The following is a 14,239-nucleotide window of genomic DNA, read 5'->3' on the forward strand; positions in this document are numbered from 1 at the left end:
AAGTGTGTGAGATCAGCGATGATTGCGATTCATCATCACTAGGCGCTCGAACAAGTGAATATCCTGCTCATTTTTGAGGAGCGCTCCGTGAAGTGGTAGAATCGCGATTTTTTGCTCATCGCTATAAAGTGCCTCCGCTGGAATATCTTCCGCTAGCAAGAGCTTTAACCAGTCAATTAATTCAGAAGTGGAGGGCTTCTTTTTTAGGCCGGGTAAAGATCGTATTTGGTAAAAAGATTTCAGGGCGGCATCCAGCAACTCTTGTTTGATGTTCGGGTGATGGACATCAACAATACTTTGCATCGTTCCCGCATTTGGAAAGGAAATGTAATGAAAAAAGCAGCGGCGCAAAAATGCATCTGGCAATTCTTTTTCATTATTCGAAGTAATGATGACGAGAGGGCGGTGCTTTGCCTTAATCAGTTCGCGTGTTTCATAAACATAAAATTCCATCCGATCTATTTCGCGCAGTAGATCATTTGGGAACTCGATATCCGCCTTATCAATTTCATCAATTAGCAGAACAACCGGCTCATCCGCTTGAAATGCTTGCCAAAGCACACCTTTAACAATGTAGTTGCGAATGTCATTCACTTTCGCATCACCAAGCTGAGAGTCTCTTAATCTGCTAACCGCATCGTATTCATATAGACCTTGCTGTGCCTTGGTGGTCGACTTAATGTGCCACTGCATCAAAGGCATATTCAGTGCTGCGGCAACTTCCTCAGCCAACATAGTTTTGCCGGTACCTGGCTCGCCCTTAATCAAAAGGGGGCGTTGCAACTGTATTGCGGCATTTACCGCTAATTTCAAGTCATCAGTAGCTACATAGCTTTGTGAGCCATCAAAGCGGGAATTAGTCTTAGTCATCGTCAGGGGCAATCAATTTGTCTGTAAATAGCATTCAAGTATAGGTAAAAGGGCTCTTATTTTCAGTGTTTTCACTAATTTGAGGGGCTTAAACGGGGCATAGTGGTCTGTCTCCGCTATACTCTCTCCAAATTGATCTGAATCAAACTCGTTAATGATGATTTCTATGAAAAAACACCTCATTCTTTCCCAATTGACCCTCTGCGCAGGCCTAGCTTTTGCTGGATTTGCTGCTCAAGCTCAAGATGTCAAAGGCTCCGCTCAAGCTGGACAAGGCAAGGTTTGGCTTTGTATTGGTTGCCATTCCATTCCTGACTACCGCGCTGACTATCCTTTGGTCTATAAAGTTCCGATGTTGGGTGGTCAAAATGCCGCTTACATCGCTAGCGCTTTATCTGCCTATAAGAAAGGTGAAAGAAAGCATCCAACGATGCGTTCTATCGCCGCCAGCTTGTCTGATCAAGACATGGCTGACCTTGGCGAATACTATGCTGCGCAAACTGCCAGCTCACCAAATAACCCATTGAAGTGATATTTAGAGGCACGTTTATGAAATTCGCACTAATTACCGCCATTTTGTTATCCAGCATTGGCATGGCTCAAGCCGCTAGCGCTGAAAAAGGTCAAGCACTCGTAGAGAAGGCGAACTGTGCCTCTTGCCACGGCGCTGGACTGAATGCACCAATCCTGCCAGCTTATCCAAAGTTAGCCGGTCAATATTCTGACTACCTCTATTACGCTTTAAAAGCTTACAAGGTAGGCAATGGAAATGCTCAGTACGGACGCAATAATGCCGTGATGGGCTCCCAAGTTCAATCATTCTCTGATGCGGATATGCACGATATTGCTGCTTATATCGCCACATTGCCAGGAAATTTCGTTATTAAGAAATAGCCCAGGTAATTCGTAGCAGTCAAAAAAAGGCCTAGATTAATCTCCTAGGCCTTTGTTCTTTATAGAATCTACTATCTATCATTCTCTTATTTGGTTGCCTCAAGCCCTCTGGTGAGGTGTTTGCGCATGGCCAGCTCAGCAGCCAGTGGATCTCTTTTGAGGATGGATTGGAGAATTTCTCGATGCTCAACTAGGGAGCTTAATAAACGCCCAGTTCTGCTCAATGAATCGCGCCTTTGAAGCTTAAGAACCTTACGCAAGTCCTCGATAACCCCATTCATCCATTTATTTCCTGCAATTTCCTGTATCAGCTCATGAAATTTGACGTTAATTTCAAAGAATTGCTCGATATCACGATCAGCGGCAGCCTTTTCTAGACGATGATGCAGGTTATCCAGCTGCGTTAGCTGTGCTTCGGATGCCTTAATAGCCGTTTCTTTAGCCGCTTGCCCCTCTAGAAGGGAGAGTACGGTAAAAATTTGCTCTAGATCGCGCCTATCAACTTCGGTGACATAGGCGCCTTTGTTCATTTTGGTTGTAACTAGACCTTCAGATGCGAGAACTTTGATAGCTTCTCGCATGGGGGTGCGGCTTATTCCAAAGGCGATTGCTAGACTTTGCTCGTCTAGCCAGCTTCCAGGAGCTAATTCATGCGAAAAGATTTGCTCGCGTAATCGCTCAGCAACATCTTCATATAAGGGTCTATTAATCAGTTTTGTATTCATAATTATGTATACAGTATCTAGACAAATTAAAAAAAGTCAAGCAAAATAGCCCTACAAATTTAGCAACAATGTAATAAAGCCAACCAGGAGTGCTTTATGAGTACAAGTGAAAAAAAGTCTGCAACAAATTCATCTAATACTTGGCCAAATGTGCCTGATAGCAATTTGGATGCTTGGAAAAAATCTGCTCAAAAATCAGCGCCCAATGGTGATGTTGATAAATTAGGCTGGAAAACACCAGATGGTATTCATCTCAAAGCTCTATACACAGCAGAAGATATTGAAGGCCTTCAGTACACACATTCCTTGCCAGGCTTTGAGCCATTTGTACGTGGACCTCAGGCAACGATGTACTCAGTCCGCCCTTGGACTATTCGCCAGTATGCGGGCTTTTCAACTGCCGAAGAATCCAATGCGTTTTATCGCAAGGCTCTGGATGCAGGCGGTCAGGGTGTTTCGGTTGCATTTGACTTAGCAACGCATCGTGGCTATGACTCTGATCATCCGCGCGTTACTGGTGACGTTGGTAAGGCTGGTGTAGCAATAGATTCCGTAGAAGATATGAAAATTTTGTTCGATGGCATTCCATTGGACAAGGTATCAGTGTCCATGACCATGAATGGCGCCGTATTACCAGTTTTGGCTGGTTATATTGTTGCTGGTGAAGAGCAGGGCGTGAAACAAGAATTGTTATCAGGCACCATTCAGAATGACATTCTGAAAGAGTTCATGGTTCGCAATACTTATATTTATCCGCCAGAGCCTTCCATGCGCATCATTGGTGACATTATTGAGTACACCGCTAAACACATGCCGAAATTTAACTCGATTTCTATTTCGGGTTATCACATGCAAGAAGCAGGTGCAAATCAAGTTCTCGAATTAGCATTCACATTGGCTGATGGTAAAGAGTATGTGAAAACAGCATTAGCTAAGGGCTTGGACGTCGACGGCTTTGCTGGACGCCTTTCATTCTTCTTTGCAATTGGCATGAACTTTTATCTAGAAGTTGCCAAGCTACGCGCCGCACGCCTCTTGTGGTGGCGCATTATGAAGTCTTTCGAGCCAAAGAATCCAAAGTCCTTGATGTTGCGTACTCACTGCCAAACATCGGGTTGGTCTTTGACAGAACAAGATCCTTACAACAACGTTGTTCGCACCACTGTTGAGGCAATGGCAGCGGTATTTGGTGGTACGCAGTCCTTGCATACGAACTCATTTGATGAAGCCATTGCTTTGCCATCTGAGTTCTCTAGCCGTATTGCTCGTAACACTCAGTTAATCTTGCAAGAAGAAACGCATATCACCAGCGTGATTGATCCATGGGCTGGTTCTTACATGATGGAAAACCTCACACAGGAGATGGCGGATAAAGCCTGGGAAATTATTCAAGAAGTAGATGCCCTGGGCGGCATGACTAAGGCGGTTGAAAGTGGTTGGGCTAAGCTCAAGATTGAAGCTGCGGCTGCTGAGAAGCAAGCCAAGATTGATTCCGGTTCCGATGTCATCGTGGGCGTTAATAAATACAAGCTTGGAAAAGAAGATTTGGTCGATGTCTTGATGATTGACAATGACAAGGTTCGCGAAAGCCAAGTTGCTCGATTAAAAGACATTAAGACGAAGCGTGATTCTAAAAAAGTTGAAGCTGCATTAGAGGCATTAACTAAAGCCGCAGAAGAGAATACTGGCAACCTATTGGAGTTGGCTGTGCAGGCGATGCGTTTGCGTGCTACGGTTGGCGAAGTATCTGATGCGTTGGAAAAAGTTTACGGGCGCCACCGCGCCGATACTCAAAAGGTGACTGGTGTGTATGCAGCTGCTTACGACTCAGCAGAAGGCTGGGAAAAATTGAAGGTTGAAATTGCTGATTTTGCAAAAGACTTTGGTCGTCGCCCACGCGTGATGATTGCCAAGCTTGGTCAAGATGGACATGACCGTGGCGCTAAAGTTGTTGCAACGGCTTTCGCTGATTTAGGCTTTGACGTGGATATTGGACCTTTGTTCCAAACACCAGAAGAGTGTGCTCGTCAAGCGATTGAAAATGACGTTCACGCCCTAGGGGTTTCAACTTTAGCTGCAGGGCATAAGACTTTAGTTCCAGCCATCATCGCCGAGCTAAAGAAGCAGGGCTCTGATGACATCATTGTCTTTGTGGGTGGAGTGATTCCGAGGCAAGATTATGACTTCTTGTATGAAGCTGGCGTGAAAGGCATTTATGGCCCAGGTACTCCAATTCCAGCATCTGCAAAGGATGTACTCGAGCAGATTCGTAAATCTGCAAAGCCAGAGTAATTTTTAGATCAAAGACATCAGCATGCTAAATGCAGTTGACCAGGCTTTGGTGAATGATCTCACCGCTGCTCCCTCATCGGCGCAGCGAAGAGCTTTAGCTAAGATCATCACTTTGCTTGAATCCACTCGCATGGATCATCGAAAGCGTGCCGATGAAGTACTCAATACTTTATTGCCCAAGACAGGCAAGTCATTTCGTCTTGGCATCTCTGGTGTTCCTGGGGTTGGCAAGTCCACCCTCATTGAATCTCTAGGCTTATACCTCATCGAAAAAGGTCATCGCGTTGCTGTTCTAGCAATTGATCCATCCTCAAGCTTATCTGGTGGATCCATTTTGGGTGATAAGACTCGGATGGAGAAATTGTCCGTACTGGACAACGCATTTATTCGTCCTAGCCCTTCATCCTGCACTTTAGGTGGTGTAGCCGAGAAAACTAGAGAAGCTATGCTGGTTGCTGAGGCGGCAGGATTTGACATTGTGATTGTCGAAACCGTAGGCGTCGGCCAAAGTGAAATTGCTGTTGCTGGTATGACCGATATGTTCGTCCTAATGCAGTTGCCCAACGCTGGCGATGATCTGCAGGCAATTAAAAAAGGTGTCATGGAGATCGCGGATCTGATTGTGATCAATAAGGTTGATATCGATCCGGATGCTGCAATGCGCGCACAATTATTTATTACGAGTTCTTTGCGTCTTTTAGGTTTCCAGGGTAATCCAGATCATGCCTCTCACAATCAAGAGTATTGGCACCCCATGGTGATGACCTTAAGCGCTTTAGAGGGTAATGGTGTGCCTGAATTATGGGAAAAAATTCTCCATTTTCAGAAGCTACAAAATGCAAACGGCAAATTGCAATCCCGCCGTAAGCAACAGTCAGGAGCCTGGATGTGGGATCGAATTGATGCGGGCCTGAAGAACGCTTTCCAGAATCACCCAGCAGTACAAAAACTGTTACCTAGCCTGAGTGCTGAGGTAAATCAAGGAACCATGGCAGCTTCTGTTGCTGCGAGACGTTTGCTCGAAGCAATGGGACACGAATTTTTCTAAGGAGTAGTTATGAAGGAAATCATTCAACAGCTTGAAGCAAAGCGCGAACTTGCTAGATTAGGTGGCGGGCAAAAGCGTATTGCCGCTCAACATTCCAAGGGTAAGCTAACTGCACGTGAGCGTATCGAGCTTTTGCTGGATGCTGGTACCTTTGAAGAGTGGGATATGTTCGTTGAACATCGTTGCCACGATTTTGGTATGGCAGATCAAACTGTTCCGGGTGACGGCGTTGTTACTGGCTATGGAATGATTAATGGCCGCTTGGTTTTTGTATTCTCCCAAGACTTTACAGTATTGGGCGGCTCTCTATCAGAGGCTCATGCTGAAAAGATTTGCAAGATTATGGACCAGGCACTCAAAGTAGGGGCTCCTGTAATTGGTTTAAATGACTCTGGTGGTGCCCGCATTCAAGAGGGCGTTGCTTCCTTGGGCGGCTATGCTGAAATTTTCCAGCGCAATGTCACTGCCTCTGGAGTTATCCCACAGATCTCTTTAATCATGGGTCCGTCAGCTGGTGGTGCCGTTTACTCCCCAGCATTAACTGACTTCATCTTCATGGTGAAAGACAGTTCTTATATGTTTGTTACCGGACCAGAAGTGGTGAAGACTGTGACTCATGAAGATGTCACTGCTGAAGAGTTGGGCGGTGCCGTAACGCATTCCACTATTTCAGGTGTTTGTGATTTAGCTTTTGATAATGACGTTGATGCGATCATGATGCTCCGTCGCTTCTTCAACTATCTCCCTTTATCGAATCGTGAAAAGCCACCCATGATCAATGGGGCTATGCGCACTGAAGAACCTGATTTCTCTCTTGATACATTGGTTCCAAGCAACCCAAATCAACCTTACGATATGAAAGAGTTGATTGCGAAGATTGTGGATGATGGCGAGTTTTTTGAACTTCAGCCAGATTACGCAAAAAATATCTTGATCGGCTTTGCGCGTATGGAAGGCCGCTCGATTGGTATTGTCGCTAACCAGCCCTTAGTATTGGCAGGCTGCTTAGACATTAAGGCATCTATCAAAGCTGCGCGTTTTGTGCGCTTCTGTGATGCCTTCAACATTCCCGTGGTTACATTGGTTGACGTACCTGGATTTATGCCTGGTACATCGCAAGAATACGGCGGGATTATTAAGCATGGCGCTAAGTTACTCTATGCATATGCAGATTGCACCGTGCCAAAGGTAACTCTGATTACACGTAAAGCCTATGGTGGCGCTTATGACGTGATGGCTTCTAAGCATTTACGCGGCGACGTCAACTTCGCATGGCCTTCCGCTGAAATCGCTGTGATGGGCCCCAAAGGAGCTGTTGAAATTATTTTCCGCGAAGAAAAGTCTGATCCAGAAAAAATTACTGCACGTGAAGCTGAGTACAAAGCCAAGTTTGCGAATCCATTCGTAGCAGGTCGTCGTGGCTACATTGATGATGTGATCTTGCCTCATGAAACCCGCAAACGTATCTCACGTTCTTTGGCAATGCTGAAAGACAAAGAGCTCACAAACCCACCGCGTAAACACGGCAATATTCCTCTTTAAGGCGCCGAAAAATCATGACTACGAAAATGTTTAAGAAAATTTTGATTGCTAACCGCGGTGAGATTGCTTGCCGTGTGATGAAAACTGCCAAGAAAATGGGCATTAAGACGGTTGCTGTCTATTCTGAAGCGGATAAAGAGGCGCGTCACGTGCAAATGGCTGATGAAGCTGTTTGCATTGGGCCAGCTCCTTCGCGCGAATCCTATTTGGTGATGGATCGCATTATTCAAGCCTGTAAAGATACTGGTGCTGAAGCGGTTCATCCAGGCTATGGGTTCTTGTCTGAGAACGAGCAATTTGCACGTCGCTGCGAAGAAGAGGGCATAGTTTTTATTGGCCCTAAGCACCAATCTATCGCAGCAATGGGCGACAAGATTGCATCCAAGAAACTCGCTTTAGAAGCTAAGGTCAATACAATTCCCGGATTTAACGAGGCTATCGAAAAAGCGGAAGATGCCGTCAAGATCGCACAGGATATTGGTTACCCAGTAATGATTAAAGCTTCCGCAGGCGGTGGCGGCAAAGGCTTGCGTGTAGCGTTTAACGATAAAGAGGCGTTTGAAGGATTTACAGCATGCCGCACTGAAGCACTCAATAGCTTTGGTGATGACCGCGTCTTCATTGAGAAGTTTGTTGAAGGCCCGCGTCATATTGAGATTCAGGTACTGGGTGATTCTCAAGGCAATGTTGTGTATCTGGGTGAGCGCGATTGCTCTATTCAGCGACGCCATCAGAAGGTAATTGAAGAGGCGCCATCGCCATTTATTGATCCTGCAACGCGAAAAGCGATGGGTGAGCAAGCTGTTGCATTGGCAAAAGCGGTTAACTATCAATCTGCAGGTACCGTGGAATTTGTTGTCGGCAAAGACAAGTCCTTTTACTTCCTCGAGATGAATACCCGCTTGCAAGTTGAGCATCCAGTTACAGAAGGTATTACTGGTTTGGATTTGGTTGAGCAGATGATTCGTGTTGCTGCTGGTGAGAAGTTGGCATTTAAACAAGAAGATATCAAGCTTGATGGCTGGTCCATGGAGTGCCGTATTAACGCCGATGATCCATTCCGCAATTTCTTGCCATCTACTGGGCGCTTGGTGAAGTATCGTCCGCCGGAGGAGTTAGACGGTGTTCGTGTAGATACAGGCGTCTATGAGGGTGGTGAGATACCGATGCACTACGACTCCATGATTGCTAAATTAATTGTGCACGGCAAAGATCGTACTGAAGCAATTGACAAGATGCGGGCTGCGCTTAATGATTTTGTGATTCGTGGCATTCATTCAAATATCCCATTTCAAGCTGCTCTTTTGCAACATCCACGCTTCGTATCAGGTGACTTTACTACCGGCTTTATTGCCGAGGAGTATCCAGATGGATTTAAAAAGGATTCAGTCCAACCTGCGGATCCTAAGCGTCTCGCTGCGTTAGCGGCATTTATGCGCTACCGCTACCTTGAGCACATCAAGATGATTGATGGCCAATTGGCTGGTCATGAAATGACTATTGCGAAGAAGTTCGTTGTGGTGACTGGTTCACGCGTAGGCTCAAGCGAGGAGATTAAAGAGATCCCTATTCGCGTTGAGCTTAAAGAAGGTATTTACTCTGTCTATATTGAAGAGGGGGGTGATGTTAGTCGTTACAACATCGTTAGTAGTTGGCGTCCAGGCGAGCTTTGCTTACGCGCCACCATTAATGGAACCCACAAAATTACCGCGCAAGTAGAGCGCAAGGGTGTGAAATACGCGCTTGTCTTAGATGGTGCGCAGTACGAATGCATGGTCTTAAGCCCCTTAGGTGCAGAGCTTCAGCGTCGTATGCTCGTCAAAGTTCCGCCAGATACCTCGAAATTGGTAATGTCACCGATGCCTGGTCTCTTAACCAATATTTCAGTCAAGGTTGGCGAGGCAGTTACTGCAGGTCAGAAATTGGCTGCAATTGAAGCGATGAAGATGGAGAACACCCTAGTTGCCGCTCAGGATGGCGTCGTTGCTGAAATTTGCGCTAATGTTGGCGAAAGCTTGGCGGTGGATCAGTTGATCATTCGCTTTGAATAAGGCCGATCATGACTAAGCCATTCAAGATATTGGGGATTCAGCAAGTTGCAATCGGCGGTGAAAATAAAGATCGCCTTCGTAAGCTTTGGGTTGATTTGCTGGGCTTTGAATACAAAAGTACCTTTGTATCCGAACGCGAAAACGTCGACGAGGATATTTGCGCGATTGGTAAAGGTGGCCATGAGATTGAAGTTGATCTCATGCAGCCATTCGATATCGAGAAGAAACCTGCCGTTCACCAAACCCCTTTGAATCATATTGGCCTATGGGTTGACGATCTTCCCAAGGCGGTTGAGTGGTTATCTTCACAAGGTCTGCGATTCGCGCCTGGAGGTATTCGTAAGGGTGCGGCTGGCTATGACATCACTTTTGTTCACCCCAAGGGAAATGAGGAGTTTCCTTTCTGCGGTGAGGGCGTATTAATTGAGCTAGTTCAGGCACCAGCAGATATCATTGCGGGTCTGAGTTCATAAGTACCTAGAGAGTCCAAATTGACCCGTATATTGGCCATCGACACCTCCTCAGCGTGGTGTTCGGTGGCTTTATCGTTAAATGATGAAGCACCTTTATTTCGCACCCAAAAAGTAGCGGCTGGCGCTAGCCAACTCTTATTGCCTTGGATTGAGGAGTTACTTCTTGAATCTTCGATCGAGCTTGCTTCCCTGGACGCTATTGCAATCGGAAACGGTCCTGGAGCATTTACAGGCGTCCGCCTAGGTGTTGCCGTCGTCCAAGGTCTGGCAACAGCCGCCAAGCTACCTGTGCTCCCTGTGTCGAGTCTTGATGCCATTGCCAGTCAGCTGATCGAAACTCCCGCGTTTATTTCTTCAGGAGCCCAGTCATTTGTTGTCGCTGTGGATGCCCGCATGGATGAGGCCTACTGGGCTAGCTATCGAGTGGTCCCAAATCAATTGCCTCAACGTCAGAGTGACATTCTTCTGACTGCTCCGGAGGGCATACAGCTCTCGAATATCAATTTCCTTGCAGGCAGTGCAATTGCTGAATTTGGAGATCGCATATTCACCAGCATTGGACATCAGCTGCCTAGCACTCATCTAGATTCAAGCATTGGAGTCAATGCTCTTGGTGTATTGGCATGCGCTCAGGATATGTGGAGCAAAGGTCTGCAGCAAGATGTTCATTTGCTAGAGCCGCTCTACATCCGTAATAAAGTTGCCTTGACCTCCGCCGAGCGAAATCAACTACATGGCTGACAATATCCTGTCCCCGCAATCAAACACGGAAGGCGTATCAGAGCTTTCATTTCTGCCCATGACTGTTGCGGATTTGGATTCCGTCCTATCAATTGAATCTGTTTCACATATTCACCCCTGGACCAAGGGTAATTTTTCAGATTCACTTGCCGCAGGACATTGGGCCTATTGCGTAAGACCGCAATTAGCAGATACAGTAAAGGGCAGCTACTTAGATCCAGAAATTTTATGGGCCTACTGTATTTTATTTCCAGCCGTCGATGAGTTGCATCTCCTGAATATCACTGTTTCACCAAAATTACGCCGTTTCGGAATTGGCGTAAAAATGATGAATGCAATCGAGGGGGTAGCTGCTCAGCAAAATATGCCCCGCATTATTTTAGAGGTTCGCCCTAGCAATGCAGCGGCCCTCAAACTCTACCTTAGCCTTGGGTACGAGCAAATTGGTTTGCGAAAGAATTATTATCCAGCTGATGCTGCTAGCGGTTTGCGTGAAGACGCTCTGGTTTTAGCTAAATCGATTAAGCTTGAGGCATGAATATGAGTACAAACTCCACCTTCCTCAAAGAGATGGGCATAAGCGAATGGACTTCGCGTGATGCCATCCAAGAACAAGCCCAGACGATGCTTGCAGTTGCGGAGGTCGCTCATCAGCCCGATCCTTCAATTGGCGCAAGCTCGGGTATTGCAGAGACATTGGAGAGAGCATCTTCGGGCGTGTGGTGGTTTTTTGGAAACCAGCCTCAGGGTGATGCAGCGCTACTTTTTCAAAATATTATTCGGGCACTTGGTTTAGCTCCGCAAGAATGGTCTTGGAAAAATCCTGCAGAAAAATGGAATCCCGAGCTTTTGCCGCAAGATGGAACGCCGATAGTTGCGCTTGCGTTTGGTGGAGCTGCTGCTCAAAAATTATCGGGTGAGCGTGATGCGCTGCCAGAGCTTCGCGAAACCGTCTTAGCAATTAATGCGGATGGGGCGGAGGATCTGCCGTTGATTGCTACTTTTGAATTAAATCAGCTGATTGCAAGGCCAAAGGAGAAGGCCCTTTTTTGGCAAGATGTATTACTCGCTAAATCGGTATTACAAAATATCTAAACGTTAGGCTTAGTGTTTGTGTTCGCCAATCAAATGCATTGAGTCATATTCTGCTTGGTTAGCAGCATGGCGTCTTATGACCAACCACATAATTACGCTCACAGCTACCCCAAAGCCAATAATTACTACCTGTATTGGGGCATCCAGCCATATCAAGCCAGAGTAAATTAATAGCATCATTAGTACAGAAATATTTTCATTAAAGTTTTGCACTGCAATAGAGTGACCAGCAGACATCAACACATGTCCGCGATGCTGAAGCAGCGCATTCATTGGTACTACAAAGTAACCTGCCAACCACCCAACCAATACCAATAAGAAATACGCTGGCAATAGATTCAAGGAGATCTCAAATCCAGCAATAGTCCAGATAGTTATATTGGGAAGCATGTCTGAGTTGTAGATTGCCATGATGCAGACCACTAGGCCCATGACAATACCATAAGGGAGGACTTTGAGTGAGCTACGAAGCGGCACGCGCCAAGCGGCCCACATAGCCCCTCCAGCGACTCCAAATGCCGAGATCGCCTGAAGAATAGCTCCCTGAGACAGGGTCATATGCAAGGCCACTTGAGCCCATTTGATGACAATGAACTGCAAGGTAGCACCAGCACCCCAAAACAAGGTAGTGACTGCCAATGAAATCTGTCCCAAACGGTCAGCCCAAAGAGTCTTAAAACAAACGGAAAAATCTTTTACCAACTCAATTGGATTGGTTTTTTGAGATTGATAGCGCGCCCCAGTATCTGGAATGCGTAAATTGATTAGGGCGGCCAATACATAAATCATCATGATGATCAGAATGGCTGATTCTGCTGCAGTATCAATGCTGGTCTCCAGAATAGGCATATCAAGCCCTAGGAGGCTCTGGGAGACGGTTTTGCTGATGAGGACCCCCCCGAGTACAGTACCCATGATGATGGAGCCGACAGTCAGGCCTTCAATCCAGCCATTAGCTGCAACCAGTTTTTCTGGTGGAAGCAATTCAGTCAGAATCCCATATTTGGCTGGGGAGTAAGCGGCGGCGCCTAGGCCAACAATTGCATAAGCCAACAAAGGGTGACTTCCAAACAGCATGACCACGCAACCGATGAATTTGATCGTATTGGTGATGAACATGACGTTACCTTTAGGGCGGGAGTCTGCAAAGGCTCCGACAAAGGCTGCCAGCAATACATAAGAGAGAACGAAGAATAATTTGAGTAAAGGAGTCATCCAGGCCGGAGCATTGAGCTGGACCAAGAGGGCGATTGCTGCGATCAGCAATGCGTTATCAGCAAGCGACGAAAAAAATTGCGCCGCCATAATGATGTAAAAACTGCGGTTCATTCGTACAATCTAGTCATTACTGTAATTAAAACATGAAAGGAGGGGTGGATATGAGCTCATCAGCTAATCGCTTGATTAATAGACCAATTCTGGCAACTATACACACTGATGCCTTTCGTCATAATTTGGGTCGCATTCGAGAGCTTGCTCCCGAATCAAAGATTTGGTCTGTTGTTAAAGCTAAAGCCTACGGTCATACCCTAGCGGCTGCCCTGAATGGACTGGAATCTACGGATGGCTTTGCCTTGCTGGATATTGCAGATGCGCAATGGCTAAGGGAACATGGTTGGGGTGGTCGCATCCTCCTGTTAGAGGGGCTTTTTAGTCAGCAGGAACTTGAATTGGCATGCAAGCTCAGGTGTGACCTAGTGGTCCATAGTGAACAGCAAGTTACCTGGCTTGAATCCTTTGTAAATCATTCAGGCCACCCAATCAATATCTTTTTAAAGCTGAATTCCGGTATGAATAGACTCGGCTTCAGGCCAGAGCAGTACCGGACCGCTTTTCATCGCTTACATTCTGCCGGCTATCACCTGCATCACATGACTCATTTTGCTAATGCCGATCAAGTTGATGGTCTACCATCCGTAGGTGAGCAGATGGAATGTTTTGATCAGGCAATCGAGGGTCTCGAAGCCCCAACTTCGCTTGCTAATTCAGCGGCGATTTTGTGGCATCGCAATGCCTTAGGCGATTGGGTTCGCCCAGGAATTATGTTGTACGGCGTTTCACCAACCGGAATGCATGCCGACATTGTTCGATCTGAATTTCAGGCTGTGATGCAATTGCGTAGCGAGATCATCGATATTCAAGAATTAAAGAAGGGCGATCATATAGGGTACGGAGGCTGCTACGAAGCTCCAGAAGATATGCGCATCGGCGTAATTGCTTGTGGTTATGCGGATGGCTATCCTCGTCATGCGGAAGATGGCACGCCCGTCTGGGTTGATGCCGCCGATGTTGACGGTGGTAGCGTGATTTGTCCGATTGTTGGGCGTGTCTCAATGGACATGCTGACGATCGATTTGCGCGAAGCCCCAAAAGCTAAGATCGGTAGTGTTGTGGAGCTTTGGGGTAATGAAGTGCCAGTCGATGATGTAGCTCAGATGAGCGGGACCATTGGCTACGAACTGATTTGCGCATTGGCGCAGAGGGTGCCAGTTATTATCAAGTAACGCG

Annotated in this window: 14 protein-coding genes; 11 read left to right on the forward strand and 3 right to left on the reverse strand. The window is 46.5% G+C overall.

The annotated features are described in order from the left end of the window. Positions 1-12: 12 nt before the first annotated feature. Entirely contained in the window at positions 13-870 is an 858-nt protein-coding gene (locus ICN42_RS09550) for a MoxR family ATPase (protein ID WP_216253893.1), read from the reverse strand. Between the two features lie 166 nt (positions 871-1,036). On the opposite strand from ICN42_RS09550, the gene ICN42_RS09555 reads away from it, so the two are divergent. Together ICN42_RS09555 and ICN42_RS09560 are read left to right on the forward strand one after the other, a co-directional pair. Further along, on the forward strand, positions 1,037-1,402 hold the full coding sequence (locus ICN42_RS09555; protein WP_216253896.1) for a cytochrome c: 366 nt from the start codon (positions 1,037-1,039) through the stop codon (positions 1,400-1,402). Between the two features lie 17 nt (positions 1,403-1,419). Continuing rightward, positions 1,420-1,764, forward strand: coding sequence for a cytochrome c (locus ICN42_RS09560; protein ID WP_216253899.1), 345 nt, complete (start codon positions 1,420-1,422; stop codon positions 1,762-1,764). 86 nt (positions 1,765-1,850) lie between these two features. Here ICN42_RS09560 and ICN42_RS09565 read toward each other — a convergent pair whose 3' ends face one another. Then, positions 1,851-2,489: a GntR family transcriptional regulator gene (locus ICN42_RS09565; RefSeq protein WP_216253901.1), complete on the reverse strand. Its 639-nt coding sequence runs from the start codon at positions 2,487-2,489 to the stop codon at positions 1,851-1,853. Positions 2,490-2,585: 96 nt separating this feature from the next. Between ICN42_RS09565 and scpA the strand changes: the two genes are divergently transcribed. From scpA to ICN42_RS09605, 8 genes are read left to right on the forward strand one after another with little or no spacing between them, the layout of a single operon-like run. Next, on the forward strand, positions 2,586-4,781 hold the full coding sequence (scpA, locus tag ICN42_RS09570) for a methylmalonyl-CoA mutase (RefSeq protein WP_216862479.1): 2,196 nt from the start codon (positions 2,586-2,588) through the stop codon (positions 4,779-4,781). Positions 4,782-4,803: 22 nt separating this feature from the next. After that, positions 4,804-5,829 carry a methylmalonyl Co-A mutase-associated GTPase MeaB gene (gene meaB / locus ICN42_RS09575; RefSeq protein WP_216253905.1) on the forward strand — a complete coding sequence of 342 codons (1,026 nt, stop codon included), beginning with the start codon at positions 4,804-4,806 and terminating at the stop codon, positions 5,827-5,829. Positions 5,830-5,838: 9 nt separating this feature from the next. Then, positions 5,839-7,371, forward strand: coding sequence for an acyl-CoA carboxylase subunit beta (locus tag ICN42_RS09580; protein WP_216253908.1), 1,533 nt, complete (start codon positions 5,839-5,841; stop codon positions 7,369-7,371). A gap of 26 nt (positions 7,372-7,397) precedes the next feature. Continuing rightward, complete coding sequence (gene accC, locus ICN42_RS09585; RefSeq protein ID WP_216253911.1) at positions 7,398-9,422, forward strand: acetyl-CoA carboxylase biotin carboxylase subunit; 2,025 nt, start codon at positions 7,398-7,400, stop codon at positions 9,420-9,422. A gap of 8 nt (positions 9,423-9,430) precedes the next feature. Next, positions 9,431-9,895 (forward strand): VOC family protein, encoded by a 465-nt coding sequence (locus ICN42_RS09590; protein WP_216253913.1) that lies wholly within the window; start codon positions 9,431-9,433, stop codon positions 9,893-9,895. Positions 9,896-9,913: 18 nt separating this feature from the next. Further along, positions 9,914-10,636 (forward strand): tRNA (adenosine(37)-N6)-threonylcarbamoyltransferase complex dimerization subunit type 1 TsaB, encoded by a 723-nt coding sequence (tsaB, locus tag ICN42_RS09595; RefSeq protein WP_255539349.1) that lies wholly within the window; start codon positions 9,914-9,916, stop codon positions 10,634-10,636. Further along, the gene (locus ICN42_RS09600) at positions 10,629-11,174 is read left to right on the forward strand and encodes a GNAT family N-acetyltransferase (protein WP_216253917.1); all 546 of its coding nucleotides are present in this window, start codon (positions 10,629-10,631) and stop codon (positions 11,172-11,174) included. Before tsaB ends, ICN42_RS09600 begins: the two co-directional genes overlap by 8 nt. Positions 11,175-11,176: 2 nt before the next feature. Further along, positions 11,177-11,731, forward strand: coding sequence for a hypothetical protein (locus tag ICN42_RS09605; protein WP_216253920.1), 555 nt, complete (start codon positions 11,177-11,179; stop codon positions 11,729-11,731). A 9-nt stretch (positions 11,732-11,740) separates the two neighbouring features. Here ICN42_RS09605 and lplT read toward each other — a convergent pair whose 3' ends face one another. Beyond that, positions 11,741-13,060 (reverse strand): lysophospholipid transporter LplT, encoded by a 1,320-nt coding sequence (gene lplT, locus ICN42_RS09610; RefSeq protein ID WP_216253923.1) that lies wholly within the window; start codon positions 13,058-13,060, stop codon positions 11,741-11,743. A gap of 74 nt (positions 13,061-13,134) precedes the next feature. Here lplT and alr point away from each other — a divergent pair, with 74 nt between their 5' ends. After that, on the forward strand, positions 13,135-14,235 hold the full coding sequence (gene alr / locus ICN42_RS09615; RefSeq protein ID WP_216254529.1) for an alanine racemase: 1,101 nt from the start codon (positions 13,135-13,137) through the stop codon (positions 14,233-14,235). Positions 14,236-14,239 lie beyond the last annotated feature (4 nt).

Origin of the sequence: Polynucleobacter sp. 71A-WALBACH (assembly GCF_018882365.1) — a bacterium.
Classification (GTDB): domain Bacteria; phylum Pseudomonadota; class Gammaproteobacteria; order Burkholderiales; family Burkholderiaceae; genus Polynucleobacter.